General features: G+C 66.3%; 24 protein-coding genes and 1 tRNA gene. 5 read left to right on the forward strand and 20 right to left on the reverse strand.

Annotated elements, in window-relative coordinates; translation table 11 throughout:
- Positions 1-58: 58 nt before the first annotated feature.
- The 4 genes from ACEVQ6_RS10860 to ACEVQ6_RS10875 form a co-directional block, all read right to left on the reverse strand.
- A complete protein-coding gene (locus ACEVQ6_RS10860) occupies positions 59-883 on the reverse strand; it encodes an inositol monophosphatase family protein (protein ID WP_374888998.1) in 825 nt (274 codons plus the stop codon).
- On the reverse strand, positions 880-1,767 hold the full coding sequence (gene ttcA / locus ACEVQ6_RS10865; protein WP_374888999.1) for a tRNA 2-thiocytidine(32) synthetase TtcA: 888 nt from the start codon (positions 1,765-1,767) through the stop codon (positions 880-882). Before ttcA ends, ACEVQ6_RS10860 begins: the two co-directional genes overlap by 4 nt.
- 134 nt (positions 1,768-1,901) lie before the next feature.
- Entirely contained in the window at positions 1,902-2,846 is a 945-nt protein-coding gene (locus ACEVQ6_RS10870) for a glutaminase (RefSeq protein ID WP_374889000.1), read from the reverse strand.
- A 155-nt stretch (positions 2,847-3,001) separates the two neighbouring features.
- The gene (locus tag ACEVQ6_RS10875; RefSeq protein WP_374889001.1) at positions 3,002-3,640 is read right to left on the reverse strand and encodes an invasion associated locus B family protein; all 639 of its coding nucleotides are present in this window, start codon (positions 3,638-3,640) and stop codon (positions 3,002-3,004) included.
- Positions 3,641-3,925: 285 nt separating this feature from the next.
- On the opposite strand from ACEVQ6_RS10875, the gene ACEVQ6_RS10880 reads away from it, so the two are divergent.
- Together ACEVQ6_RS10880 and ACEVQ6_RS10885 are read left to right on the forward strand one after the other, a co-directional pair.
- Complete coding sequence (locus tag ACEVQ6_RS10880; RefSeq protein ID WP_374889195.1) at positions 3,926-5,728, forward strand: extracellular solute-binding protein; 1,803 nt, start codon at positions 3,926-3,928, stop codon at positions 5,726-5,728.
- A gap of 110 nt (positions 5,729-5,838) precedes the next feature.
- The gene (locus ACEVQ6_RS10885) at positions 5,839-6,501 is read left to right on the forward strand and encodes a DsbA family oxidoreductase (RefSeq protein WP_374889196.1); all 663 of its coding nucleotides are present in this window, start codon (positions 5,839-5,841) and stop codon (positions 6,499-6,501) included.
- Positions 6,502-6,620: 119 nt separating this feature from the next.
- On the opposite strand, the gene ACEVQ6_RS10890 is transcribed toward ACEVQ6_RS10885, so the two are convergent.
- From ACEVQ6_RS10890 to pcsA, 6 genes are all read right to left on the reverse strand, one after another.
- Positions 6,621-7,691 (reverse strand): BMP family ABC transporter substrate-binding protein, encoded by a 1,071-nt coding sequence (locus ACEVQ6_RS10890; RefSeq protein ID WP_374889002.1) that lies wholly within the window; start codon positions 7,689-7,691, stop codon positions 6,621-6,623.
- Between the two features lie 41 nt (positions 7,692-7,732).
- Positions 7,733-8,653, reverse strand: coding sequence for an ABC transporter permease (locus ACEVQ6_RS10895; RefSeq protein ID WP_374889003.1), 921 nt, complete (start codon positions 8,651-8,653; stop codon positions 7,733-7,735).
- Positions 8,650-9,738, reverse strand: a complete 1,089-nt coding sequence (locus ACEVQ6_RS10900) for an ABC transporter permease (protein ID WP_374889004.1) — start codon at positions 9,736-9,738, stop codon at positions 8,650-8,652. Before ACEVQ6_RS10900 ends, ACEVQ6_RS10895 begins: the two co-directional genes overlap by 4 nt.
- Complete coding sequence (locus ACEVQ6_RS10905; RefSeq protein WP_374889197.1) at positions 9,728-11,233, reverse strand: ABC transporter ATP-binding protein; 1,506 nt, start codon at positions 11,231-11,233, stop codon at positions 9,728-9,730. The genes ACEVQ6_RS10900 and ACEVQ6_RS10905 overlap by 11 nt, the downstream gene beginning before the upstream one ends.
- A gap of 112 nt (positions 11,234-11,345) precedes the next feature.
- Entirely contained in the window at positions 11,346-12,323 is a 978-nt protein-coding gene (locus ACEVQ6_RS10910) for a quinone oxidoreductase family protein (protein ID WP_374889005.1), read from the reverse strand.
- Positions 12,324-12,334: 11 nt separating this feature from the next.
- Positions 12,335-13,060, reverse strand: a complete 726-nt coding sequence (gene pcsA, locus ACEVQ6_RS10915) for a phosphatidylcholine synthase (protein ID WP_374889006.1) — start codon at positions 13,058-13,060, stop codon at positions 12,335-12,337.
- A gap of 254 nt (positions 13,061-13,314) precedes the next feature.
- Between pcsA and ACEVQ6_RS10920 the strand changes: the two genes are divergently transcribed.
- A complete protein-coding gene (locus ACEVQ6_RS10920; protein ID WP_374889007.1) occupies positions 13,315-14,526 on the forward strand; it encodes a UbiH/UbiF family hydroxylase in 1,212 nt (403 codons plus the stop codon).
- Here ACEVQ6_RS10920 and ACEVQ6_RS10925 read toward each other — a convergent pair.
- Together ACEVQ6_RS10925 and ACEVQ6_RS10930 are read right to left on the reverse strand one after the other, a co-directional pair.
- A complete protein-coding gene (locus tag ACEVQ6_RS10925) occupies positions 14,494-15,456 on the reverse strand; it encodes an AEC family transporter (RefSeq protein ID WP_374889008.1) in 963 nt (320 codons plus the stop codon). The two genes, ACEVQ6_RS10920 and ACEVQ6_RS10925, sit on opposite strands and share 33 nt — an antisense overlap.
- A 17-nt stretch (positions 15,457-15,473) precedes the next feature.
- Positions 15,474-16,223, reverse strand: coding sequence for a cytochrome c biogenesis CcdA family protein (locus ACEVQ6_RS10930; RefSeq protein ID WP_374889009.1), 750 nt, complete (start codon positions 16,221-16,223; stop codon positions 15,474-15,476).
- A gap of 220 nt (positions 16,224-16,443) precedes the next feature.
- On the opposite strand from ACEVQ6_RS10930, the gene ACEVQ6_RS10935 reads away from it, so the two are divergent.
- A tRNA-Lys gene (locus tag ACEVQ6_RS10935) sits at positions 16,444-16,519 on the forward strand.
- 170 nt (positions 16,520-16,689) lie between these two features.
- Positions 16,690-17,034, forward strand: a complete 345-nt coding sequence (locus ACEVQ6_RS10940) for a hypothetical protein (RefSeq protein ID WP_374889010.1) — start codon at positions 16,690-16,692, stop codon at positions 17,032-17,034.
- Here ACEVQ6_RS10940 and ACEVQ6_RS10945 read toward each other — a convergent pair.
- The 8 genes from ACEVQ6_RS10945 to ACEVQ6_RS10980 all read right to left on the reverse strand — a co-directional run bounded on the left by ACEVQ6_RS10945 (position 17,022) and on the right by ACEVQ6_RS10980 (position 25,016).
- The gene (locus ACEVQ6_RS10945) at positions 17,022-17,327 is read right to left on the reverse strand and encodes a hypothetical protein (RefSeq protein WP_374889011.1); all 306 of its coding nucleotides are present in this window, start codon (positions 17,325-17,327) and stop codon (positions 17,022-17,024) included. The genes ACEVQ6_RS10940 and ACEVQ6_RS10945 overlap by 13 nt on opposite strands.
- A 323-nt stretch (positions 17,328-17,650) precedes the next feature.
- Positions 17,651-18,466 carry an MBL fold metallo-hydrolase gene (locus tag ACEVQ6_RS10950; RefSeq protein ID WP_374889012.1) on the reverse strand — a complete coding sequence of 272 codons (816 nt, stop codon included), beginning with the start codon at positions 18,464-18,466 and terminating at the stop codon, positions 17,651-17,653.
- Between the two features lies 1 nt (position 18,467).
- Positions 18,468-19,247: a TatD family hydrolase gene (locus tag ACEVQ6_RS10955; protein WP_374889013.1), complete on the reverse strand. Its 780-nt coding sequence runs from the start codon at positions 19,245-19,247 to the stop codon at positions 18,468-18,470.
- A gap of 1 nt (position 19,248) precedes the next feature.
- Positions 19,249-20,799, reverse strand: coding sequence for a methionine--tRNA ligase (gene metG, locus ACEVQ6_RS10960; protein ID WP_374889014.1), 1,551 nt, complete (start codon positions 20,797-20,799; stop codon positions 19,249-19,251).
- A 113-nt stretch (positions 20,800-20,912) separates the two neighbouring features.
- The gene (locus ACEVQ6_RS10965; protein WP_374889015.1) at positions 20,913-21,938 is read right to left on the reverse strand and encodes a DNA polymerase III subunit delta'; all 1,026 of its coding nucleotides are present in this window, start codon (positions 21,936-21,938) and stop codon (positions 20,913-20,915) included.
- On the reverse strand, positions 21,935-22,681 hold the full coding sequence (gene tmk, locus ACEVQ6_RS10970; RefSeq protein ID WP_374889016.1) for a dTMP kinase: 747 nt from the start codon (positions 22,679-22,681) through the stop codon (positions 21,935-21,937). The genes ACEVQ6_RS10965 and tmk overlap by 4 nt, the downstream gene beginning before the upstream one ends.
- Complete coding sequence (locus tag ACEVQ6_RS10975; RefSeq protein WP_374889017.1) at positions 22,681-23,850, reverse strand: D-alanyl-D-alanine carboxypeptidase family protein; 1,170 nt, start codon at positions 23,848-23,850, stop codon at positions 22,681-22,683. The genes tmk and ACEVQ6_RS10975 overlap by 1 nt, the downstream gene beginning before the upstream one ends.
- Before the next feature lie 83 nt (positions 23,851-23,933).
- Positions 23,934-25,016 (reverse strand): septal ring lytic transglycosylase RlpA family protein, encoded by a 1,083-nt coding sequence (locus ACEVQ6_RS10980; protein WP_374889018.1) that lies wholly within the window; start codon positions 25,014-25,016, stop codon positions 23,934-23,936.
- Positions 25,017-25,344 lie beyond the last annotated feature (328 nt).

Here is a 25,344-nt window from a genome sequence, read left to right on the forward strand (position 1 = left end):
AAAGGCCCGCGCCGTCGCCGGCGCGGGCCTTTTCAGGGGTCGTGTCGCGAAAGGTCCGTCAGACGACGAAGACGTCGCGGCGCAGCGCCTGCCAGCTGTCCTTGTCGGTCGCGATCAGAAGGCCGCCGTCGAACGTGTGCGGCAGGTAGCGCGAGCCGTCGAAACGCGCGACATGGGCGCCAGCCTCCTCGGCGATCAGCGAACCGGCCAGGTGATCCCAGGGCATCAGCTTCTGGTACATCATGAAATGCAGGTGCCCGTCGGCGAAGGTGCGGTATTCGTGCGCGGCGCAGCGATAGCTGGTCGCCATGCGCACTTCCGCCAGATTCCCCATGACGATGCGGCGCTGCTCGATCGGATAGAAGCCGACCGAGGCGATGCCGGTCATCGCCGGCAGCGCCACGGGGGCGGCGATCGACAGGCGGCGCCGCGCGCCGTCCGGCTTGACGATGAAGGCGCCGGCGCCCTTCTCGGCGATGGCCCAGTCCTTGCCGATCGGATCGTAGATGATGCCGGCAACGGTCTCGCCCTTCGAGACGACGCTCGCCATGACGCCGAACAGCGGCATGCCGGCGGCGAAGTTGAACGTGCCGTCGATCGGATCGATGACAAGCGCAAGGTCGGCATCCTTCAGCCGGTAGAGGAGGTCGGGATCGGCCGCGACCGATTCCTCGCCGATAAAGACCACATCGGGCGCGAGCTCGGCGATCTTCGCCTTGATCAGCCGCTCCGCCGCCTCGTCCGCCTCGGTGACGAGATCGATCGCCTCGGTCTTGATCCGGACGTCGTCGGTGCCGAGATTGCGGAAGCGCGGCATGATCTCGACGCGGGCCGCCTCCTCGAGCAGCGAGGAGAGCAGGGCGACGTCTAGGCTGGTGGTCATTCTTTCGGCTCCGGAACGAGGGTTTTGAAATCGAAAAGGCTCGGATCGAGCAGATGCGACGGGTTCACATGGCCGAGCGCGCGCAGCATCGCATCCTTCCGGCCGGGCATGCGGGCCTCGATGGAGGCAAGCATCGCCTTCATCGCATTGCGCTCCAGCCCATCCTGCGAGCCGCAGAGGTCGCAGGGAATGATCGGGAACGCCATCCCGGCGGCAAACTTCGCCAGATCGTCCTCCGCCGCATAGGCGAGCGGCCGGAGCACGAGAAGGTCGCCCTCGTCGTTGACGAGCTTCGCCGGCATCGCCGCCAGCCGGCCGCCGTGGAACAGGTTCATGAAGAAGGTCTCGAGGATATCCTCGCGGTGATGGCCGAGCACCAGCGCGTCGCAGCCCTCCTCGCGGGCGATCCGGTAGAGATTGCCGCGCCGCAGCCGCGAACAGAGCGCGCAATAGGTGGCGCCCTCCGGCACCTTCTCCTTCACGATGGAATAGGTGTCGCGGTATTCGATGCGGTGCCGCACACCGATCGAGGCGAGATAATCCGGCAGCACATGCTTCGGAAAGTTCGGCTGGCCCTGGTCGAGGTTGCAGGCGACGAGTTCGACCGGGAGCAGCCCGCGCCACTGGAGATCGAGGAGCAGGGCGAGCAGGCTGTAGCTGTCCTTGCCGCCGGAAACGCCGACCAGCCAGCGCTTCGGCGGGCCGGCAAGCATGCCGAAATCCTCGATCGCCTGGCGCACCTGCCGCAGCAGCCGTTTGCGCAGCTTGTTGAACGACACCGATTGCGGCATGGCGCGGAAGACGGCGGGCAGGTCGCCCGTGCCGGCGGCATCGCCGGAATGAGCGTCGGCGTCGAAGGCATCGGGTGAAGCGGCAGCGGTCACGGGCAAGCGGTCCGGAAACGATCGGGCGAAACGGCCATCGGGCGGCAAGGTTGCTGAACCTCGCCCTGCACTTGCCCCGTCACGCCCGCAAGATCAAGCGAAATACCCGTGACGGCGCGTTTTTATCCGGTCACTCAGCCGGAAAACACCGACCAGCCGGTGCGCTGCGCCAGCATTTCGAGCGCCAGCGATCCGAGCGCGGAATTGCCGTTGCTGTTCAGCCCCGGCGACCACACCGCAATGGAGGCCCTGCCCGGCGCGATCGCCAGGATGCCGCCGCCGACGCCGCTCTTGCCCGGCAGGCCGACGCGATAGGCGAAGTCACCGGATCCGTCATAATGCCCGCAGGTGAGCATCACGGCATTGATCCGCCGCGCGCGCTGTTCGGAGACGACCGTGTGCCCGGAGAGCGGATTCCTGCCGTTGCAGGCGAGGTAAAGGCCGGCATGGGCCAGCTGCGCGCAGCTCATCGCGATGGCGCACTGGTGAAAATAGACGCCCAGGACATAGTCGACCGGATGGTCGAGCCTGCCGAAGGAGCGCATGAAATGGGCAAGGGCGAGATTCCGGTTGCCGGTCGCCGCTTCCGAGCGGGCGACGTCCCGGTCGACATGGATGTCGTCGTCATTGGCGAGATGGCGGACGAAGCGCAGGATCTCGCCGATCTCCTCCTTCGGCGTGTGGCCGGAAAGAATGAGGTCGCTGATGGTGATCGCGCCGGCATTGATGAAGGGGTTGCGGGGGATGCCACCCTCGTGCTCGAGCTGGACGATCGAGTTGAAGGCCGATCCGGAGGGCTCGCGCCCGACGCGTTTCCAGACGTTTTCGCCATACTTACCGAGGGCGATCGTCAGGGTGAACACTTTCGAGATGCTCTGGATGGAGAAGGCAACGTCCGCGTCGCCGCAGCGCAGCACCCTGCCGTCCGCCATGACGACCGCCATGCCGAAATGCTTCGGGTCGACGCGGGCGAGCTGGGGAATGTAATCGGCAACCTTCCCCTCGCCGAAACGGGATTTGAGCGTCGCGTGGATCTCGTCGATGATTGCCTGCAGGTCGGCTGGTCTGTCTGTTCTCATGGAATCCGGTCCGCATTCCTTGCAGGGTTCGAGGAGATCCGTTGGTCGACCCTTCCATGCAAGGGGAATGCCGAACGGGTCTCACGCCTCCAACAAAAAGACCTCCGGACATTTCGCCGGAGGTCTTCTGCAATCCTTACAAAGGGAAGGCGCGGTTACTGCTGCTTGGCGGCCTTCTGCGCGTCTTCGAGCTTCTTGCGGGCGTCTTCGGCCTTCTTCTGCATTTCTTCCTGCAGCAGGCGTTGGCGCTCCTCGAGCTTGGACTGCTCGATCGGCTCGCCGTCGAAGGCGCCGGTGAAGCCTTCCAGCGAGATCTTGATCGGGTTCGGGGCACGCTGGAAGTTGACGGAGGTGAACACGACCTCGCCGCCCTTCTTCAGGCTGGCGATCATGCCGTCCGTCAGCGGAACCTCGGCGATGCACTTATCGGGCATGCAGACGGCATAGTCGAGCTTCGCGGCCTTGCCGCCGTCGATCTGCATCTGGATGCCGGTCGGGATCAGCCGCGCCGACGGCACCGAAACCTGCATCAGCTTGCGGTTGGTCTTGCCCTGCACGGTGATCAGGCCGATGGCGGTGACCAGCTGGCCGTTGCTGGCGGTCAGCAGGTTCTGCACGATGCAGACGTCGTTGTCTTCCTGCTTGGTGCAGACCTTGAACCAGCCCTGCGGGGTCCGGCCGCCGCCGGCCTGAGCCTGCTGGGCCGACGCCGTCGCCGGCATCGCGGCGGCTGCCATCGAAAGTCCGAGAGCCGATACCGCCATCCTGGCTGCGAAAGTCGATGTGAAGCTCATAAGATGTCCGTCTCCTGAAGTTCGGTCGCTCGAGCCGCAGACCGCGGTCGCGATCCCATGCGCCCTGGATCGCCCGCTCTCCTCCTTGCCAAATAAGGCAAATGAATGGCCCCTGTCCTCACTCCGTCTACATCGCAGCGCGCGGTTTATCCAGCCTCCCGCCAGAATTTTTGATCACGATTGATCGACCGATTCGGCCCTTCATTGGAAATCCGAGGCGCCATGCTAGGTTAGGCCGAGTCGCCGGAACGGACGACACGAGGGAGACGGACAGTGCGTGGTCTGATACTGGGTTTGACATCGCTTCTCGCTGCGCTCGCGGCGGCGCTGCCCGCGTGGGCCGAGCCGGTGCACGGGATCGCGATGCACGGGTCGCCGGCGCTCGGGCCCGACTTCCCGCATTTTCCCTATGTCAATCCGGACGCAAAGAAGGGCGGCCGCATCGCCTATGGCGTCGTCGGCACCTTCGACAGCCTCAATCCCTTCATCCTGAAGAGCATGCGCACCACCGCGCGCGGCATGTGGGATCCGGAGATGGGCAATCTCGTCTACGAGTCGCTGATGCAGCGCTCGCGCGACGAGGCCTTCAGCCTCTACGGGCTTTTGGCGCAATCGGTCGAATGGGACGAGGACCGCACCTTCATCCAGTTCAACCTAAACCCGGCCGCGCGCTGGGCCGACGGCCAGCCGGTGACGGCCGACGACGTCATCTTCACCTTCGAGCTGATGCGCGACAAGGGCCGCGTTCCCTTCTCCACCCGGCTCGCCAAGGTCGAGACGATGGAGAAGGTCGGCACGAACGGCGTGCGCTTCACGTTCAAGGCCGGCACCGACCGCGAGTTCCCGCTGCTGCTCGCTTTGTCGCCGGTGCTGCCGAAACATGCGACGGACCCGGCCACCTTTGACCAGACGACGCTGAAGGCGCCGATGGGCTCCGGACCCTATGCGATCGACCACGTCTCCGCCGGGGAGAAGATCGTCTTCAAGCGCAATCCGGACTACTGGGGCAAGGACCTGCCCTCGAAGGTCGGCTTCGACAATTACGACACGATCTCGATCGAGTATTTCCTGCAGGACAGCACGCTGTTCGAGGCCTTCAAGAAGGGCGAGGTCGATGTGTACATGGAAGGCAGCCCGACGAAGTGGTCGCGCGGCTACAATTTTCCCGCCGTCGTCACCGGCGACGTGATCAAGGACACCTTCACGCCGAAGACGCCGTCGGGCATGCTCGGCTTCGTCTTCAACACCCGCCGGCCCGTCTTCGACAACCTGAAACTGCGCCAGGGCCTCGCCCTCGTCTTCGATTTCGAATGGGTGAACCGCAACCTCTTCGACGGCGCCTATACCCGCACCCAGAGCTACTGGCAGAACTCCAGCCTCTCCTATCTCGATACGCCGGCCGACGACCGGGAACTCGGGCTGATCGGCGCCGCGCGCGACCGCATCCTGCCGTCGGTTCTCGACGGGAGCTACCGCCTGCCGGTGACCGATGCGTCGGGGCGCGACCGTAACGTGCTGCGCGAGGCGGTCAACCTGATGCGCGAGGCCGGCTACACGATCAAGAACGGCAAGATGAGCAACGAGGGCGGCGTTCCGCTCGCCTTCGAGATCATGACGCAGAACGAGGGACAGGAGAAAGTGGCGCTCTCCTACCAGCGCTCGCTCGCCGCCCTCGGCATCAGCGCCTCCGTCCGCACCGTCGACGATTCCCAGTACCAGAAGCGCAGCCAGACCTTCGACTACGACGTCATCGTCAAGGCCTATGCCTCCTCGCTCTCACCGGGCATCGAGCAGATCTCCTACTGGGGCTCGGTGTCGCGCGACCGGCAGGGCAGCTCGAACTTCGCCGGCGTCGCCGACAAGGAGGTCGACCGCCTGATCGACAATATCCTCCAGGCCCGCAGCGTCGAGGATTTCGTCGCCGCCGTCCGGGCGCATGACCGTTTTCTGGTGTCGAATTCCTATCTGGTGCCGCTCTATCATGTCGGCGCCCAGTGGATCGGGCGGCGCAAGCATATCGGAAGGCCGAACACCGTGCCGCTCTACGGCTACCAGCTGCCGACCTGGTGGGACGAGAACGCCCAGTGATCGGTCCGGACGCCGCCTTCCCCGCGGCGCACCTTGTTGAAACAGCGCGACGGGCAGGCCTCGGCGCGCCGTGTCGCCGTTCATTTCCCGCATCGCCTGAAAGGACCATGATGAAAACACTCTCGATCGATGTCGTGTCCGACGTCGTCTGCCCCTGGTGCTATCTGGGCAAAGCGCGGCTCGACAGGGCCGTCGCCGCGCTTTCGGGCGAGGTCGACGTGCGTATCAACTGGCATCCCTACCAGCTCGATCCGGACCTGCCGCCGGAGGGCGTCGACCACAAGGCCCATCTCGCCGCCAAGCTCGGCGGGACGCAAGCGGTCGACCGCGCCCATGCCATGCTCCAGGAACTCGGCCGCGCCGATGGCATCGCCTTCGATTTCGACGCGGTGCGCATCAGCCCGAACACGCTCGACGCGCACAGGCTGATCCGCTGGGCCGCGACCGGTGGCCCGGAAGCGCAGGACAGGGTCGTCTCGCTGCTGTTCAAGGCCAATTTTGAGGAAGGCCGCAATGTCGGCGACCGGACCGTCCTGCTCGACATCGCCGAAACGGCCGGCCTGGAGCGTCAGGTGATCGAGACGCTGCTCCTCTCCGAAGCCGACAAGGCCGACATTCTGGCCGAGATCGACGCGGCGCGGCAAATGGGGGTCACCGGCGTCCCCTGCTTCATCCTCGACCGGCGCTTCGCGGTCATGGGAGCACAGTCCACGGAGGTGTTGGTCGAGGCGATCCACGATGCGGCAAACGGTCCGTCGGACGACGCCGGCTGACGCGGCGACGTCGAGCGCAAGACGCTTGCGCCGGGTCAAAGCCCTGACGCTGCGTCAGGTGCCTCCCGTTACCGAAGCCGGCGGGGGACAACCCCGCCGGCTTCCGACGTTTCAGTGGCTTACTGCGGCAGCTTGTCGTCGACGCCGTCGACGTAGAAGTTGAGGCCGAGCAGGGTGCCGTCGTCGGCGCTGGCGCCGGCGGCGAGCCATTCGCTGCCGTCCTGCTTCTTCAGCGGGCCGGTAAACGGCTTCAGCTCGCCCGACTTGATCTTCGCCTCGGTTTCCTCGGCGAGCGCCTTCACGTCGTCCGGCATGTTGGTGTAGGGCGCCATCTGCAGGATGCCGTCCTTGAGGCCGTCCCAGCTCGATGCGGTCTCCCACTTGCCGTCGAGGAAGAGCTGGGTACGCTTGATGTAATAGGGACCCCAGGTGTCCTTGATCGCCGTCAGCTGCGTCTGCGGGCCGGCGGCGATCATGTCGGAGGCCTGGCCGAAGGCCTTGATGCCGCGCTCGGCGGCAACCTGCATCGGCGCGGTCGTGTCGGTGTGCTGGGTGAGGATATCCACGCCCTGGTCGATCAGCGCCTTGGCGGCATCGGCTTCCTTGCCCGGATCGAACCAGGTGTTGGCCCAGACGACCTTGATCTTGAAGTCCGGATTGATCGTACGCGCGCCGATGACGAAGGAATTGATGCCCTGCACGACTTCCGGGATCGGGAAGGAGGCGATGTAGCCGGCGAGCCCCTTCTGCGACATCTTCGCGGCGATCACGCCCTGGATGTAGCGGCCCTCATAGAAGCGGCTGTTGTAGGTCGCGACGTTCGGCGCGTTCTTGTAGCCGGTCGCGTGTTCGAACTTCACGTCCGGGAACTTGGCGGCGACCTTGATCGTCGCGTCCATGAAGCCGAAGGAGGTCGTGAAGATCAGGCCGCAGCCCGAGCGGGCGAGGCGCTCGATGGCGCGCTCGGCGTCCGGGCCCTCCGGAACGTTTTCGAGGAACTGCGTCTCGATCTTGTCGGCGAGCGCCTTTTCGAGTTCCTGACGGCCGATGTCGTGCGCCTGGGTCCAGCCGCCGTCGGTCTTCGAGCCGACATAGACGAAGCAGACCTTCGCCTTGTCCTGCGCGTGGGCGCTCGCGGCAAAGCCGATGACGGCGGCCGTCGAGGCGAGAGCGAGTAAGAGTTTCTTCATGGGGGACCTCCGTCAGTATGAAGAGAGAGACGTTCCGATCCTCACCGGTCCGGAACGAAGGATTTTCCGAGCGATGCCGGCGTGTTGATCAGCGTCATGCGCCGGTTGCGCGAGATGATGACCAGCACGACGATCGTCGCGACATAGGGCAGCGCCGAGAGGAACTGCGACGGCACGCCGATGCCGAAGGCCTGTGCGTGCAGCTGGCTGATCGAGACCGCGCCGAAGAGATAGCCGCCGGCGACGACCCGCCACGGCCGCCAGGAGGCGAAGACGACCAGCGCCAGCGCGATCCAGCCGCGCCCCGCCGTCATGTTCTCCACCCATTGCGGCGTATAGACGAGCGAGAGCTGCGCGCCTGCCAGCCCGGCGCAGGCGCCGCCGAACATCACCGCAAGGTAGCGCGTGCGGATGACGTTGACGCCGAGCGCGTGCGCCGAGGCGTGGCTGTCGCCGACGGCACGCAGTTTGAGGCCGGACCGGCTCTTGAACAAGAACCAGTTGACGCCGAGGACGAGCAGGATCGAGAGGTAGAAGATCGCGTCCTGCCGGAAGAGGAGCGGACCGATCAGCGGGATGTCGCCGAGGATCGGAATGTCGATCGGCATCAGCTTGATGCCCGGCTGGCCGACAAAACTCTCGCCGAGCATGCCGGAGACGCCGAGGCCGAGGATGGTCAGCGCCAGGCCGGTCGCCACCTGGTTGGCGACGAGCGTCAGCGTCAGGACGCCGAACAGCAACGAGAACAGGGCGCCGCTGGCGATCCCGGCGAGAATGCCGAGGGAGGGCGACCCGGTGGAGGTGGTGACGATGAAGGCGAGCACCGCGCCCATCACCATCATGCCCTCGACGCCGAGATTGAGCACGCCCGAGCGCTCCGCCACCAGTTCGCCGCAGGCGGCGATGACGAGCGGCGTCGAAGCGGTGATGACGCTGAGCAGGATCGCTTCGATGATGGTCATGCCCGGCCTCCCTCGGCGGCGCCCGCCGTGATCAGGCGGATGCGGTAGTGGATCAGCGTGTCGCAGGAGAGCACGAAGAACAGCAGCAACCCCTGGAAGACCCGCACGACCTTGTCGGAGATCTCGAGCGACACCTGCGCCGCCTCGCCGCCGAGATAGGTGAGGCCGAGCAGGAGGCCCGAAATGATGACGCCGAGCGGATTGAGACGGCCGAGGAAAGCGACGATGATCGCGGTGAAGCCGTAGCCGGGCGAGATCACCGGCTGCAGCTTGCCGATCGCGCCGGACACCTCGGAGATGCCGGCAAGGCCGGCAAGCGCGCCGGAAAGCAACATCGAGAACCAGATCATGCGCTTCGACGAGAAGCCGGCGAAGCGCCCTGCCCTCTCCGACTGGCCGAGCACGATGATCTCGAAGCCCTTCAGCGTGAAGCGCATCAGGAACCACAGCGCCACGGCCGCGACGATCGCGAAGACGAAGCCGTAATTCGCCCTACCCGACGACGAGATCACCTCCGGCAGGATGGCGTTGGCGGCGAATTCCCGCGTCACCGGAAAATTGAAGCCGCCCGGATCGCGCCAGGGCCCGCGCACCAGCCAGTCGAGGAAGAGCTGGGCGACATAGACGAGCATCAGGCTGGTCAGGATCTCGTTCGTGTTCATCCGCGCCTTGAGGAAGGCGGGGATGCCGGCATAGAGCGCGCCGCCGACCATGCCGAAGAGCAGCATCAGCGGCAGCACGACCGGCGAGGTCCATTCCGGAAAGAGCACCGGCAGGATCGAACCGGCGATCGCGCCGATGATGAACTGGCCCTCGGCGCCGATGTTCCAGTTGTTCGAGCGGTAGCAGATGGTCAGCCCCGCGCCGATCAGGATCAGCGGTGCCGCCTTGATCGCCAGTTCGTGCAACGACCATGTTTCCAGCAGCGGCTCAACGAAGAAGGAGTAGAGCGCGGTCGCCGGATTCTTGCCGAGAAACGTGAAGAGGATGGCGCCGACGACGACGGTCAGACCGAGCGCGATGATCGGCGAGAGGATGGAGAAGAGCGGCGAGACGCCGCCGCGCTTTTCGAGCTCAATGCGCATGGGCCGCTCCGCCGTCGCCGTGCATGCCGCCCATCAGGAGGCCGATCTTTTCGCGCGTCAGGTCGCCGGCCGGATAGGCGGGCGACAGCCTGCCCTCGCTGATCACGGCGATGTCGGTCGCAACCTCGAAGATCTCGTCGAGGTCCTGGCTGATGACCAGCACGGCAGAGCCCGATTTCGCAAGGTCCACCAGCGCCTGGCGGATGCGGCTCGCAGCACCCGCATCGACCCCCCAAGTCGGCTGGTTTACGATCAGCACGGTCGGCTGGCGGTCGAGTTCGCGTCCGACGATGAATTTCTGCAGGTTGCCGCCCGACAGCGAGCCCGCCGCCGGGTCCTCGCCGCTCTTGCGCACGTCCATCGCGGCGCAGATGCGTTTCGAAGCGCTTTTTACCGCCTGCTGGCGGATCAGCCCGAGGACGCCGCCGCCGATGAAGGCCTTGCGGTCGGACTGACAGCGCGCGAGCACGAGATTGTCGGAGAGCGGCAGGGCGGAGACGGCGGCGTGGCCATGGCGCTCCTCCGGCACGAAGCCGGCGCCCATCAGCCGCCGGGCGGTGATGCCTGCGCGCCCGGACGGCTTGCGGCGGATCCGCACCGCCTCGTCGTCGACGACGGGAAACTCGCCGGAGAGCGCATCGAACAATTCGCTCTGGCCGTTGCCGGCGACACCGGCGATCGCCAGGACCTCGCCGGCGCGCACCGTGAGGTTGACCCCCTTCAGCGACACGGCAAACGGCGTGCGCGCGGCAACCGTCAGGTTGCGCGCCTCGAGTTCCACCTCGCCCTTCGCGCCCGTACCGGCATTCGTCACCGCCGCGACGTCGCTGCCGACCATCATGCGGGCAAGCGAGGCGGGCGTTTCGCGGCGCGGATCGCAGGCGCCCGTCACCTTGCCGTGGCGAAGCACGGTGGCGCGGTCGCAGATGCGCTGTACCTCCTCCAGCCGGTGGCTGATGTAGAGCACGGACCGCCCCTCGCTCTTCAGCTTCTCCAGCGTCTCGAACAGCCGGTCGGCCTCCTGCGGCGTCAAGACCGAGGTCGGCTCGTCGAGGATGATCAGGCGCGGGTTCTGCAGGAGCGCGCGGACGATCTCGATCCGCTGGCGTTCGCCGACGGAGAGGTCGGCGACATGGGAGTTCGGGTCGAGCGGCAGGCCGTAGGCGCGCGACAGCTCGGCCGCCTCGTCGGCGATCTTCGACAGCGACACGGTCGGATCCATCGACAGCGCGATGTTCTCCGCCACCGTCAGCGCCTCGAACAGGGAGAAATGCTGGAACACCATGCCGATGCCCAGCCGGCGCGCGGCGTTGGGGCTCGGGATGGACACCGGCTTTCCCTGCCAGAAGATCTGGCCCGAGGTCGGCGCCAGGACGCCGAAGAGCATTTTGACGAGTGTCGATTTGCCGGCGCCGTTTTCGCCGAGAAGGGCGTGGATTTCACCGGGCATGATGCTGAGGTCGATGGCGTTGCAGGCCGCGAAGGACCCGAACATCTTCGTCAGCTTGCCGACAGCCAGTAACGGACTGCCGGCGGTTGCTTCGTCAACCGGCACGCGACCCCCATACCATCTGACGCCGACGCCCCGTGCCCTTGTCAGGCTTGTCTCATGGGATCAGCAGCGTTGTTCCACTCGTTTTTCGTGCTTCCAGATCCGCATGCGCACGAGCGGCCTCGGCGAGCGGATAGGTCTGGGCCGTATTGATACGCACTTTGTTGCTGCGCACAACATCAAAGAGAGAATTCGCACATGCTTCAAGCGCCGGCCGGGTGGCGATATGGGTGAAGAGGGTCGGCCGCGTGGCGAAGAGCGACCCCTTCTGCGCGAGGATGCCCATGCTGAAGGCGTCGACGGGCCCGGAGGAGTTGCCGAAGCTCACCCAGAGCCCGCGCGGACTGATGCAGTCGAGCGAGGCGGGGAACGTGTCGCGGCCGACCGAATCATAGACGACGTCGACGCCGCGCCCGCGCGTGATCTCCTTGACGCGGCTGACGAAATCCTCGGTCCGGTAATTGATGACGTGGTCGTAGCCGTTCTCGAGCGCGAGGGCCGCCTTTTCCGCCGAGCCGACCGTTCCGATCACCGTCGCCCCCAGCGCCTTCGCCCATTGTCCGGCGATCAGGCCGACGCCGCCGGCGGCCGCGTGGAAGAGCAGCGTCGTCTCGGGCCCGACCTTATACGTCTGGTGCAGGAGATATTGCGCCGTCATGCCCTTCAGCATCATCGCGCCGGCCGTTTCGAGGCGGATGCCGTCCGGCACCTTGACGAGCGCCGAGGCCTCGATGTTGCGCTCGTTGGCATAGGCGCCGTCCGATGAGGCATAGGCGACGCGGTCGCCGATGGCGAAAAGCCCGACGCCGTCGCCGACCATGGTGACGACGCCCGCGCCTTCCTTGCCGGGAACGAAGGGCAGGCCGCCCGCCTGCTTGTAGAGGCCGGTGCGGAAATAGACGTCGATATAGTTGAGGCCGATGCCGATCTGGCGAATCTGCACCTCGCCCGGCCCCGGCGGCGGCAGCGTCACCCCTTCGAGCTTCAGCACCTCGGGACCGCCGAGTTCACGCACGACGATGGCCTGCGCCATGATGGATCTCCTCAAGAACGTCCTAGATTGGGAAAGATCTGAAGCACGAAACCGATGACATAAAGGTAAATGCCGGTCGCGACCGCGCCCCAGACGACCCATGGCGGCGATTCGAAATGCAGGAGCAGCGCGTAGCCGCCGAACAGGCACCAAAGCGCGAAGACGGCGAGATTGACGATGCGCAGCCGCTCGACCCTGACGGGATGCAGGAAGTTGATCGGGAGGAAGGTGAGCAACACCGAGACGCCGACGACGATCGAGGCCGTCAACTCGCTCGCCTCGATGACGAAGAGCGAGAAGACCACCATGTTCCAGACGACCGGAAAGCCGGAGAAGAAATACTCGTCCGTCTTCATGCCCATGTCGGCATAGTAGATCGCGCTCGACATGACGATGGCGCCGGCGGCAAAGAAGGACCATGGCTCGCCGATCATGCCGCTCTGGTAAAGCGCGAAGGCCGGCAAAAGCACATAGGTGACGTAGTCGATGATGTTGTCGAGCGTGTCGCCGGACCAGTTGGGCAGGACTTCCTTGACCCGCACGCGCCGCGCGATCGGCCCGTCGATCCCGTCGACCGCCAAAGCCAGCCCGAGCCACCAGAACATGTCGACGAAGCGCTGCTCCGCGGCGGCGACAACCCCGAGAAAGGCGAGAAACGAGCCGGACGCCGTCAGGATATGGACGGAGAAGGCGCGGATCTCCGCATAGGGGACACGCCTGTACCTGAAGATCTTCATCGCAATCGGTTGCCTGTCCGTAACTCTTGATCGGTTTGCCGGCCGGCGCCGGACGCCCGCCATCGCCGCCGCGTCCGCCCGGAGATGGCGCGGTACTATGCATCCTTTGCCGGTGATCGCCAGCAAAAATCGCCCGGACGCCGCCGCTGCTGCCGCTCCCGGCGCCATGCCTGCGCCGATCGGCCCCATGGATTTTCCGTCCGAACGGGCCTAGATCACCGTATATGGGCAGATTTGAAAAACGGAGAGCCGCCATGGAGGAATACGATATCGCGGTCGTCGGCGCAGCGCTCGCCGGATCGCTCGCGGCCGTCGCGCTCGCCGATTCGGGCTATCGCGTCGCGCTTGTCGGGCCGGTGTCGCCGCATCCGGACCGGCGCACCACCGCGCTGATGCAGCCGGCGCTCGACATGCTGGCCCGCCTCGGTCTCGAAGAGGCGCTTTTCCCGATCGCCGAGCCGCTCAGCGCCATACGCATCATCGATGGCACGAACCGGCTGCTGCGCGCGCCGACGGTCACCTTCCGCGCCGCCGAGATCGGCCTTAACGCCTTCGGCAGCAACCTGCCGAATGCGGCGCTGCTTTCCGTCCTCGACGGGGCGATCGCGGCGCGCTCGGCGATCACGCGGATCGAGGCAAGTCTGGCGGGGCTCGACATGTCGGACGAGGGTGCCACCCTTGACCTCGACACCGGCGGCAGGATTTCGGCGGGGCTCGTCGTCGGGGCCGATGGCCGCGCCTCCGCCGTGCGCGCCGCTGCCGGCATCCCGACGCATCGCTGGTCGTATCCGCAGACCGCGGTGGTGATGAATTTCGACCACGAGCGGCCGCACGAACAGATCTCCACCGAGTTCCATACCGAGGAAGGCCCCTTCACGCAGGTGCCGCTCGCAACGAACCGGTCCAGCCTCGTCTGGGTGCGGCGCCCGGAAAACGCCGCGACCACGGTGACACTGGCGCAGGATGTGCTTTGCCGTACGGTCGAGGCGCGCATGCAGTCGATGCTCGGCCGGGTCCGCGCGGTCGAGGGCGTGCAGAGTTTTCCCCTGTCCGGCATGACGGCGCGCCGCTTCGGCCGCGGCCGGGCCGTCCTCGTCGGCGAGGCGGGCCACGCCTTCCCGCCGATCGGCGCGCAGGGATTGAACCTCGGCCTGCGCGATGTCGCGACCCTCGTCGATCTCCTCGGCCCCGCCTCGGGCGCGGCGATCTCCGGATCGCTCGCGGAACGCTACGACCATGCGCGCCGTGCCGACGTGATCAGCCGCACCGTCAGCGTCGATCTGCTCAACCGTTCGCTGTTGTCGGGCTTCCTGCCGGTGCAGGCTGTGCGGAGCGCCGGCCTGCATCTTCTCTCCGCCGTCCCGCCGCTTCGGGCCTTCGCCATGCGCGAGGGCGTCCAGCCGGGCGGCGCGCTTGCGGCGCTCGCGCGCGACCTACGGGAACGGATCGGCCGGAAGCAGGCCTGACGTGACGAGATAGAGGAAGCCGGTGACGGTCGCCACCGACAGCACCGTCGTGATCAGCACCGAGGCCGAGGCCCGCTCCTGCCAGACATGGTATTGCTGGGCGATGACGAAGACATTGGTCGCCGTCGGAAGCGCGGCGAGAAGCACGGCGGTATGGACCCAGACCGGGTCGAAACTGCCGGCGGCGCCGAGGGCAAGATACATCAGCAGCGGATGGACGACGAGCTTGGCCGGCACGATCACGCCGATCTCCACCGGCACGCGCTTCAGCGGGCGGAGCGCCAGCGTCACGCCCATGGCGAAGAGGGCGCAGGGTGCGGCGGCCTGCGCGAGCGAATCGACGAGCCGCATCATCGCCAGTGGCGGCTGCCAGCCGGCAAGGGCTGCGGCGACGCCGACGAGGGTCGACAGGTTGAAGGGGTGGAGCAGCACCTTGCGTCCGACGTCGCGGGCGAGCGCGAGCGGCGGGCGCCGGTCGCCGCCGGCAAAGGCCATCATCGCCGGCGCCACGGTGAAATGCACCGCATTCTCGAAGCAGAAGATCAGCGCGAGCGGCACCGCCGCCTTCTCGCCGAAGGCGAGCAGGGCGAGGCCGGGACCCATGAAACCGATATTGCCATAGGCGCCGGCGAGTCCCTGCACCGTCGATTCCGCGACGCCGCTGCGGCGCACGAGAAAGGCGATCAGGAAGACGGCGGTGAAGACGACATAGGTCGTCGCGACCGCGGTGACGATGAAGTCGAATCGCTTGAGCTGGTCGACCGGCGTCTTCGACACCAGCTTGAAGAACAGCGCCGGCAGGGCGACATAGATGACGAAGGTGTTGAGCCAGCCGAGCGCCTCGGCCGGCTGCCGGGTGATCCGCGCCGCCGCGACGCCGAGCAGGATCAGCCCGAAGAACGGCAGCACCAGTCCCATCATCTGCGCCATGTCCTGCCGCCCCGTCGTCAGCCGATCTGCATCAGGATCGGAAAGGTCTGCTGGAACCAGATGGCGATGACGCTGACGAGGCCGGAGAGGAAGACGAGGCCGGAGACCACCAGGAGCGCGCCGATGATCTTCTCGACGAGGCCGAGATGGCGGCGGAAACGGACGAGGAACCGCATGAAGCGCGACGAGAAGGCGGCGGCGATCCAGAACGGCACGGCGAGGCCGAGCGAATAGAGCGCGAGAAGCCCCGCCCCCTCGCCGACCGTCTGGCGCGAGGCGGCGACGCCGAGGATCGTCCCGAGCACGGGGCCGATGCAGGGCGTCCAGCCGAATGCGAAGGCAAGGCCCATGACATAGGCGCCGGACAGCGTCGCGGGCTTGCCGCCGCCCTGGAAGCGCGCCTCCCGGCCGAGGAGGCCGATCCGCACGATCCCGAGGAAATGCAGGCCCATGAGGATGATGACGATGCCGCCGATGCGCGAGAGGATATCGGCATACTGGCGAAGCGTCTGGCCGATGGTGGAAGCGCCGGCGCCGAGCGCGACGAAGACGGTGGCGAAGCCGAGCGTGAAGAAAAGGGCCGCGAGGACCACCGCGCGGCGTGCCGCCCGGTCGGCCCTTTCCGCCTCGCCTTGGCGGAACTGGTCGACGGAAATGCCGGCCATGTAGCAGAGGTAAGGCGGCACCAGCGGCAGCACGCAAGGCGAGAGGAACGACAGCGCGCCCGCAAGGATCGCAGTCCAGACGGATATATCGGCAATCGACAACGACACCTCCTTGATGCGCTGCGGACCGCCCTGCCTGGCGCACGGCCCGTCCGAGGCTCTGATAGCGGCAAAGCGTGCGCCGCACCAATCATCTTTTGGCGATGGCGCGATCGCCCAAGGAGACGCGCAGACGCAAGGCGCCATTTTTCGGTTGACCGGGCGGCGTCGAGAATGCATATCTCCGCCCGCTTCCACCAGCCCGACCCGGCTGCCTGAACGGGAGCGCGTAGCTCAGCCGGTAGAGCAACTGACTTTTAATCAGTAGGTCCCGGGTTCGAACCCCGGCGCGCTCACCAAAAAATGAAGTAAAATCAGATATTTATTTAGAATCTTCTACTGATATTGCGACGTGGTGTCATATTGGGTTCCGTATGGGTACAAAAAGGCCGAGCGATCGCGACGGGCACCCTGAGTCGAACTTTTTTGCTTAACGCGCCCCTCCGATCGCGGTTGAGGATATGCCAGCGTGCCGGTCGACGATCCAGTCGGCGGCACAGCCGAGGGCGTTTGCGGTCCTGTAAAGCGAGATCGCGAGGCGCAAGGCGAGAAGACGGCGCAACAGCCAAACGGCCCGCGCGACAACAACGCAGAGGAGGAGAGCGGCTACGGCGGCACGTCGGGGATCATGAATGTCGGGATCTCCCTCCGTTTCGCTTCGCCCATAGCGAACTCGACAATCCTCGCCGCCGCAACTCAGTTCGATGAACGATCCGAACATGCTTTGGCCATGCGCCGGGATGCTGCGGAACGCGGCCAGGCGCGCCCGGGAGAGGGCGCGCGCATTTTGCCTCCTGCATCTCAACGTCGATAGCCGAGGTGGTTGCACCGATGCCGGCAGCGGAATGGCTGGTGGTCGCGAGAACGAGCCTGCCCTTGAGAAGGGTGCGGCGTTTCATCATTGTGCCGCCAGCTTGTCTCGCTCGATAACGGCCGCACCAGCAACAGAATTCGGGCCGCGGTTGCCTCCATCACCTCCGTCACCGATTTGAAGGAAGCCATGGTACCGATAAAGCTCTCCATCAAGTCACGGCCGGCATCGTCGTCCAGCCCGTCCAGTAGCTCCATGACTTCCGGCTTCGTTTTTTGGACAATCAGCCAGGCCATGCGGATTGTGAACGAATATATATTTGCAAGCCCCGGTCATTCGGACTTCGACGTCGGCGTCCGGGCGCGCCACGCCGATGGCGCTGTTCCTAAAGTGACGGCATCTTGACGCCGCTGCCCCGTTCAGGCGGTAGAGGTGTTGATTTCGAGTGGGGACTACCCGGCATCTCCGGCGAGATGTGAGCTGTGTTTAGAGATGTCCCGGGTCTGCGGCGCTGGTCAAGGCCATGCTTTTCTCCTTTCTGCGCCGTGATTCCTCGACATTTCTTCCTTCTGCAGGAAACTCCGGGTGGCCGTTTTCAGTCGCATCGGCAAGCGGTGCATCATGTCCCGGTCGCTTCAATGCGCATCATGTCATAGCCGGGCTCCACATGGTCGGGTGTCTCCGCCATGACGCGGTCGTAGTCGAGGGGGACGTGCATGTGGGTCAGGATTGCCCGTTTCGGGCCGATGCGGTCGATCCAGGAAAGCGACTGCTCGAGCGACAGGTGGCTCGGGTGGAAGGCGTATTGCAGCGTGTCGATCACCAGCGTGTCGAGGCCTGCAAGGCGGGCGAGCGTCGGCGCGGGAAAGTCGCTGACGTCGCTGCAATAGGCGAAGCTGCCGACGCGGAAACCGAGCGAGGTGATGCTGCCATGGATCTGCAGCAGCGGCTCGATGTCGATCGCGCCGCCGGCGCCTTTAATGGTGAGCGGTACTTCTAGATCGTCGATCAGCCGGGCGCTGACGATCGGCGGATACTGGCTGCCGGGCGGCGTGTGCAGGCAGTAGCCGAAACCCTCGCGGATCCGCTCCATCGTTTCCGGCGTCGCATGGATCGGCACCTGACGCTTGTTGTGCAGGACGAAGCCGCGAATGTCGTCGATCCCGTGCAGGTGATCGGCATGGGCGTGGGTGTAGAGCACCGCATCGATATGGCGGACGCCGGCCGACACCATCTGTTCGCGGAAATCGGGGCCGGTGTCGACCACCACCGTCGTGCGTCCGCCGTCCTCGCCGATCCGCTCGATCAAGAGCGAGGCGCGGCGGCGCCGGTTCTTCGGATTGTCGGGATTGCAGGCGCCCCAGTCGCCGGTGATGCGCGGCACGCCCGGGGACGAACCGCAGCCGAGGAGGGTGAAGACCGTCAGGACGGGCACGTCAGACCCTCGGCATCTTCGCGTAGATGCGCAGCGCGTTCTCCGTGGTGATCGCCGAAACTTCGTCGAGGGGCAGGCCCAGCGTTTCGGCGAGAACGCCGGCCGTGTGCGCCACATAGGCCGGCTCGTTGCGCTTGCCGCGATAGGGTTTCGGCGCGAGATAAGGCGCATCCGTCTCGACGAGCAGGCGGTCGCGCGGCAGCCCGCGCGCGATCGCCCGAAGCGCCTCGGATTTCGGAAAGGTAAGGATGCCCGAGAACGAGATGTAGCCGCCGAGCTCGATCCCCGTCCGCGCCAGTTCCTCTCCCGCCGTGAAGCAATGCAGCAGGAACGGGAAGGTACCCTTGCCCGTCTCTTCCTTCAGGATGTCGGCCATGTCGGCATCCGCATCGCGGCTGTGGATGACGAGCGGCAGGCCGGTGCGGCGCGCCGCCTCGATGTGGACGCGCAGGCCCTGCGCCTGGGCTTCGCGCGGCGCGTTGTCGTAGAAATAGTCGAGGCCCGCCTCGCCGATCGCCACCACTTTCGGATGGGCAGACAGCGACTCGAGCTCGTCGGCCGTCACGTCCCCTTCCTCGTCGGCATTGTGCGGATGGGTACCGACCGAACAGTAGACGTCGTCATAGGCCTCGGCGATCGCGCGGATCGCGTCGAAGCGGCGCACGCGCGTCGAGATCGTCACGAGGCGGATGACGCCGGCGCCGCGCGCCCGCGCGACGATCTCGTCCCTCTCGGCGGCGAAATCCGGAAAGTCGAGGTGGCAATGCGTGTCGATCAGCACGTCACGCCTCCGGGGCGATATAGCGCGGGAAGACCGGCGTCGGTGCCGAAAGCGCCGTTCCCGCGACGAGACGGCCCGCTTCGCCGAGCGCGGCGAAACTGCGCCGGTCCGCCGGAACGGCGACGAGGTCGAGCAGCTTGCCTGCCGATTCCGGCATGAAGGGCTGGAGAAGGATGGCGATCTGGCGCACGGTCTCGGCGGTCACGTAGAGGACGGTCGCCATGCGCGCCGGATCCGTCTTCTTGAGCGCCCAGGGCGCCTCGCCGGCGAAATAGCGATCCGCCTCCGAGACCACGGCGATGATGGCGGCCAGCGCGCGGTGGATCTGGAAGCGGCCCATCTCGTCACGCGTCAGCGCATGGAGGGCATCGACGGAGGCGAGCATCGCCGTGTCAGCCGCCGTCAGGCTGCCGCAGTCCGGGATGCGGCCGTCGCAGTTCTTGACGATCATCGAAAGCGAGCGGCTGGCGAGATTGCCGATGCCGTTGGCGAGGTCGGAATTGATGCGGGTGGCGATCCCCTCCTCGCTGTAGCTGCCGTCCTGGCCGAACGAGACCTCGCGCAGGAAGAAGTAGCGGATCGGATCGAGACCGAAATGGGAAACGAGGTTGACGGGATCGACGACGTTGCCGAGCGACTTCGACATCTTCTCGCCCTTGTTGAGCAGGAAGCCGTGGGCGAAGACGCGCTCGGGCAGCGGCACGCCGGCCGACATCAGGAAGGCGGGCCAGTAGACGGCGTGGAAACGGATGATGTCCTTGCCGATGATATGGACATTGGCCGGCCAGTATTTCGCCCGCGGCCCCTCGGGATCGGTGAGGTATCCGGTCGCGGTGATGTAGTTGGTCAGCGCGTCGACCCAGACATACATCACATGGGCGGGATCGTCCGGCACCGGAATGCCCCAGTCGAAGGTGGTGCGCGAGACGGACAGGTCCCTGAGGCCGGAGCGGACGAAGGACAGGATCTCGTTGCGCCGCTCGGCCGGACCGATGAAATCCGGATTGTCCTCGTAGTGCTTCAGCAGCCGGTCGCCATAGGCGGAGAGACGGAAGAAGTAGCTTTCCTCCGCGACCCATTCGACGGGCGTGCCCTGCGGTCCGTAGCGCACGCCGTCGGCGCGCACCTCCGTCTCCTCCTCCTGATAGTAGGCCTCGTCGCGCACCGAATACCAGCCGGCATAGCTGTCCTTGTAGAGATCGCCGGAGGCGACCATGCGCCGCCAGATCTCGGCCGAGGCCTCGTAGTGGCGCGGCTCGGTCGTGCGGATGAAATCGTCGTTGGAGGCGTTCAGGAGCCGGGCCATCTCGCGGAATTCGGCCGAGTTGCGGTCGGCGAGCTCCTGCGGCGTGATGCCTTCCCGCCGCGCGGTCTGCTGCATCTTCTGGCCATGCTCGTCCGTGCCGGTCAGGAAGAAGACATCGCGGCCGTCGAGGCGCTGGTAGCGCGCGATCGCGTCGGTGGCGATCAGCTCGTAGGCATGGCCGATATGGGGCTTGCCGTTCGGATAGGAGATCGCGGTCGTGATGTAGAAAGGCGACGTGTCAGGCATGGCAGGATCGATCCGTCGGGGTCTGTTCGTGTGCGTCCCGTGCTCTTATCGCATTGCAGAAAAGGAGGAAACCGGCCACTGCCAGAAAAGCGGCCGATGCCCGCCTTCCCGTCTCAGGAGGCGAGATCCTGGAGGATGGACATCACCGTCTGCTTGCGGTCGAGATTGTAGGCCTCGGCGATGGAGAGCCGTTCGGTGATGGCGGAGGAGAGACTGGCGAGGCGGCCGGCGCGGTCGAGGTCGCCCGAAAGGGCGGCCTGCCTCGCGGCGGCGGTCAGATGGGTGTCGGCGAGGTCGGTGAAGAAGCCGTGGACGATGTCGTTGTCCTTGGCCGACACCACGTCGGCCAGCGCCAGCATTGCCTTGCGCTGGGCCGGTCCCTCGCCCGCCAGCGCCTTTTCGAACGCCTCGGCGATCTCCAGGCCGCCATGGTTGACGAGCGTCAGCAGCCTTGCGACGCTGCCGCCGGCAGCCGAAAGCGCCCGCCGGACCGGCGCGCGGGCCGTGTCGATGCCGAGATGGGCGGCGGCGGCTTCGAGCGCAGGCGGGGCCAACGGCTCGAGCCGGAGCGGCAGGCAGCGCGAGCGGATCGTCGGCAGCAGCTTGCCGGGCGCATGGGTGATGACGAGGAACATCGCCCGCTTCGGCGGCTCCTCCAGGATCTTCAGGATCGCGTTGGCGGCGCTGCGGTTGAGATCGTCGGCGGGGTCGATGACGACGATCCGCCAGTTGCCGGTGCCGGAGGTCTGCGAGAAGAATTTTCCGGCCCTGCGCACCTCGTCGACCGAGATCGCGCTTTTCGCCTTGCCGGTCTTCGGGTCCACCAAGCGGGTCAGGTGCAGAAGATGATGCGAGGCGCCGGCGACGATCTGGCGCGTCACCGCCGCGTCCGGATCGGGGTCGGTGATGGTCTCCGGGGCGCGGCCCGGGTCGGGATGGTTGAGGACATGGTTGGCGAAGCGGAAGGCGAGCGTCGCCTTGCCGATGCCCTTCGGCCCTTCCAGGAGCAGCGCGTGGTGCCCCTTGCCCGACCGATAGCTCTGCGCGAGGAAGCGCTCGGCCGCCCCATGGCCGAACAGGCGGGTGTTTTCCGCCGGCGCGATCGCGCCGTCGATCAGATCCTGCGCCTCGCCGCTCATTGCGCCGCCTTCGTCGCCGCTTCGCGCATCAAGACCCGTTCGAGCAGCGGCCGGACGACCGCCATCACGCTGTCCGCCACGACGGCGGGAGGAGCTGTCGCGTCGATGACGGCGCAGCGGTCCGGCTCGCGGGCGGCGATGTCGAGGAAGGCTTCGCGCCGCTTCTCATGCGTGTCGAGTTCCTCCTTCTCGAAACGGTCGAGCCCCCCCTCGCCGCCCGTCACGGCCGTGCCCAGCCGGCTTCGGACCCGCTCGAGGCCCTCGGCCGCCGGAAGGTCGAAGATCAGTGTGCAGTCCGGCCGGACGTCGTCGACCGCGACGCGCTCGAGCGCATCGATGAAGTCGGGATCGAGATTGCCGGTCACGCCCTGGTAGACGCGCGAGGAATCCATGAACCGGTCGCAAAGAACGATCTTGCCGTTCTCCAGCGCCGGGCGGATGACCTCCTCGATATGGTCGTTGCGCGCGGCAGCGAAGAGAACGGCCTCCATGCGGACGCCGCAGGCCTGTGCCGCGCCGGAGAGCAGCACATGGCGCACCGCCTCGGCTCCTGCCGATCCGCCGGGTTCGCGCGTCGTCAGGACGTCGTGGCCGAGCGCGCGCAGGCTCTCGCCGAGCAGCCGGATCTGCGTCGACTTGCCGGCGCCCTCCCCGCCCTCGAAGGTTACGAACAATCCGTTATCGACCGGCACATCGGCTCCCGTGGCTGGCGGAGGATGCCTTCCGCCGCAAACGTCATCCATCACCACCGCCAGAAGGCGGCAAGCTCGACCAGCGCGTCGACCGCGCGGCGGGTCAGCGACCCGGCCTCCACGGCTGCCGCCGCCTGCAACGGCGTCTCCTTCAGAAGCCGCTCGCCGCTGTAGATCCGCAGGGCTCCGACCTTTTGGCCCGCGGCGACCGGGACGGTCAATGGCCCGCGATAGACGATCTCGGCGCGAAGGCCGCCGGATGCGCCGCTCTCGACCAGGACATCGACCGGCTCCGGCGACACCAGCGCCACGCTGCCGGAGGCTCCGCCATAGACGCTCGCCTCGCCGATCACCTCATTGGCGGCAAAAACCGTCTTTTTCGTGAAGCCGGTGAAGGCCCAGTCGAGCAGTTTGCGCGTGTCGCCGAGGCGGGCCTTCTCGTCCGGAAATCCGGCGAGGGCGGCAAAGACCCGCCGCCCGCCGCGCTCCGCCGAAACGACGGTGGAATAGCCGAAGCCCTCCGCATAGCCTGCCGCAAGCCCGTCGACGCCGGTCGTCCCCGCAAGCAGCGGATTGCGGTTGCGCTGGCGGATGCGGTTCCACTCGAAATCCGGCTCGGCATAGTGCGCGTAACCCGCGGGAAAGTTCAGCCGGATGTGTTGTGCCAGCGTGACGAGGTCGCGCATGGTGACCGCATTGCCGTCGGCCGGCAGCCCGGTTGCGTTGACGAAACGGGCGCCTTCCAGCCCGAGCGCGCGCGCCTCCTCGGTCATGCGCGCGGCAAAGCGCGTCTCGTCGCCTTCCATACCCTCGGCAAGGATGATGCAGGCATCGTTGGCGAACTGGACCGTCACGGCGCGGACGAGATCGGCCACCGCGACATCGGAGTTGAGCTTGGCGAACATGGCGGCGGTCCCCGAGGGCGCCCCGCCCGTGCGCCAGGCATGCTCGCTGACCCGGAAGGCCGTTTCCGGCGTGATCTCACCCTTGTCGATCGCGGCAAAGACCACGGCCATCGTCATCAGCTTGGCGAGCGAGGCGGGCGGCACGACTTCGGTTTCGGCGCGGGAAAAAAGCACCGTGCCGCTCTCGTCGTCGATGACATAGGCCTGTTTCGCCCTGATCTCCGTCAGCGGAGCGACCGTGGCGGTCTGGGCGGCGGCGCCACTGGCGAGCCCCAGGCCGAGGACGGCGATCGAGAGCAATGTTGCGGCCCGCATGGGACGTCGTTCCCCCGTCTTCGCATCCCGCCTCCGGCGCAAAGGCACGGCCGCGCGGGAAACGCAACTTTCGTCACGCGCGATCAGCGCGCGCCGTCGCGCTTGGAAAGCTGCCTCAGGCCGAATGCCGCAACGCCCGCCGAGGTCAGAGGATCGGCGGAAACGAGCACGGCATCAAAGGCGTCGCCGCCCGTCGCGACGCGGGCATCGAGTTCGACATAGGCGGACGCATAGGCGGCACCGCCCGGCACCGGCACGAATTGCGGACGCGGCGCCGGGACAGGACCGATCTCGGGCAGGCTGATCGTCATCACGGCGCCCGCCGCCATCGCTTCGGTCGCCCGGACGGCCGGGGTCGGCACCTCGTCGACCAGCGCCGTGACCGGCACGCCGCTCTCCAGCATCGATTTCGGCGGGATCGTCAGCACGTCCTCGCGCGGCGCCATGCGCGCGACCTGCTTTCGCAAGGGCTCGTTCGAGGCCACCATCACGCCGGTCGCGATCTGGCCTTCCGGAATGACCGAGGGCGTGCGGTCGCCCTTCTTGACATAGGACGCCATCAGGTAGGGCATGTCATGCCCGTCGAGCGGCGCGCGGCCGACATACTGGACCCGGACCTTCGCCGTCCCTTTACGCTTCATGTCGAGGAGATCGGCGGTTTTCGACGACACGTCGATCACGCGGCCATATTCGTAAGGGCCGCGATCGTTGACGCGTACGACGACGGAGGCGCCGTTTTCGAGATTGGTGACGCGGGCATAGCTCGGCAGCGGAAAGGTCGGGTGGGCGGCCGAGAGATGATACTTGTCGTAGACCTCGCCATTGGCGGTGAGCCTGCCGTGGAAGGCCGAGCCATACCAGGAGGACATGCCGACCCTGTCATAGCCGGGCTCCTCCTTCGGCGTATAGGTCTTTCCCTTGACGACATAGGGCTTGCCGACCTGGAAGCGCCCGCCGCCCTTCGGAATGTTCTTGCCGTCGGCCACCCGGGGGCTTGCCTTCACGCCATAGATCGATTCCGCGAAATATTCCTTCGACCGCTTCTTCGGCGGTGCTTCCACGGCCTGCTTGGCGGATCCGCAGGCCGCCAGCGTCATGCACATTGCCGGGATGGCCACCAGGCGCAGACCGTTCGCCACCATTACCCTGCCCCTACTCGATACCATTTGCCCCACGCGCCACTCGATACTCTCGCCGCCCGGCAACGAGACCCGCGATGCCGGCAAACTGCCGGACGTCCGCATGGCCTGCGCCACGAACCGTAACATTTGACTAAAAATGACAGCTTCATGGCCGAAATGCGAACGGCGCCGCGCCGGCACGACCGCAATCTTATCGTATGGTTACTAAAGGGTTAACGGGGGGCTCCGCCCATAACCGCAAACCGGGAGCCGCTACATCCACCCGCCTCGACGGGGAGGCCTTAACCATCCGTCCCCTCCGCGATCCTTTCCGGCGTCCCGTCGACGGAAGACCGGGTCGTCCTTCGTCTCT

This window comes from Ensifer soli, from assembly GCF_041928815.1.
In the GTDB taxonomy this organism is placed as follows: domain Bacteria; phylum Pseudomonadota; class Alphaproteobacteria; order Rhizobiales; family Rhizobiaceae; genus JBHFEI01.

Bases quoted from the DNA above. Each gene is read 5' to 3' on its own strand.
- ACEVQ6_RS10860 (WP_374888998.1), bottom strand. From the start codon at position 883: ATGACCACCAGCCTAGACGTCGCCCTGCTCTCCTCGCTGCTCGAGGAG.
- ACEVQ6_RS10870 (WP_374889000.1), bottom strand. From the start codon at position 2,846: ATGAGAACAGACAGACCAGCCGACCTGCAGGCAATCATCGACGAGATC.
- ACEVQ6_RS10875 (WP_374889001.1), bottom strand. From the start codon at position 3,640: ATGAGCTTCACATCGACTTTCGCAGCCAGGATGGCGGTATCGGCTCTC.
- ACEVQ6_RS10885 (WP_374889196.1), top strand. From the start codon at position 5,839: ATGAAAACACTCTCGATCGATGTCGTGTCCGACGTCGTCTGCCCCTGG.
- ACEVQ6_RS10890 (WP_374889002.1), bottom strand. From the start codon at position 7,691: ATGAAGAAACTCTTACTCGCTCTCGCCTCGACGGCCGCCGTCATCGGC.
- ACEVQ6_RS10895 (WP_374889003.1), bottom strand. From the start codon at position 8,653: ATGACCATCATCGAAGCGATCCTGCTCAGCGTCATCACCGCTTCGACG.
- ACEVQ6_RS10900 (WP_374889004.1), bottom strand. From the start codon at position 9,738: ATGCGCATTGAGCTCGAAAAGCGCGGCGGCGTCTCGCCGCTCTTCTCC.
- ACEVQ6_RS10905 (WP_374889197.1), bottom strand. From the start codon at position 11,233: ATGTTCGGGTCCTTCGCGGCCTGCAACGCCATCGACCTCAGCATCATG.
- ACEVQ6_RS10910 (WP_374889005.1), bottom strand. From the start codon at position 12,323: ATGGCGCAGGCCATCGTCGTGCGTGAACTCGGCGGTCCCGAGGTGCTG.
- pcsA (WP_374889006.1), bottom strand. From the start codon at position 13,060: ATGAAGATCTTCAGGTACAGGCGTGTCCCCTATGCGGAGATCCGCGCC.
- ACEVQ6_RS10920 (WP_374889007.1), top strand. From the start codon at position 13,315: ATGGAGGAATACGATATCGCGGTCGTCGGCGCAGCGCTCGCCGGATCG.
- ACEVQ6_RS10925 (WP_374889008.1), bottom strand. From the start codon at position 15,456: ATGGCGCAGATGATGGGACTGGTGCTGCCGTTCTTCGGGCTGATCCTG.
- ACEVQ6_RS10945 (WP_374889011.1), bottom strand. From the start codon at position 17,327: ATGGCCTGGCTGATTGTCCAAAAAACGAAGCCGGAAGTCATGGAGCTA.
- metG (WP_374889014.1), bottom strand. From the start codon at position 20,799: ATGCCTGACACGTCGCCTTTCTACATCACGACCGCGATCTCCTATCCG.
- ACEVQ6_RS10965 (WP_374889015.1), bottom strand. From the start codon at position 21,938: ATGAGCGGCGAGGCGCAGGATCTGATCGACGGCGCGATCGCGCCGGCG.
- tmk (WP_374889016.1), bottom strand. From the start codon at position 22,681: ATGGATGACGTTTGCGGCGGAAGGCATCCTCCGCCAGCCACGGGAGCC.
- ACEVQ6_RS10975 (WP_374889017.1), bottom strand. From the start codon at position 23,850: ATGCGGGCCGCAACATTGCTCTCGATCGCCGTCCTCGGCCTGGGGCTC.
- ACEVQ6_RS10980 (WP_374889018.1), bottom strand. From the start codon at position 25,016: ATGGTATCGAGTAGGGGCAGGGTAATGGTGGCGAACGGTCTGCGCCTG.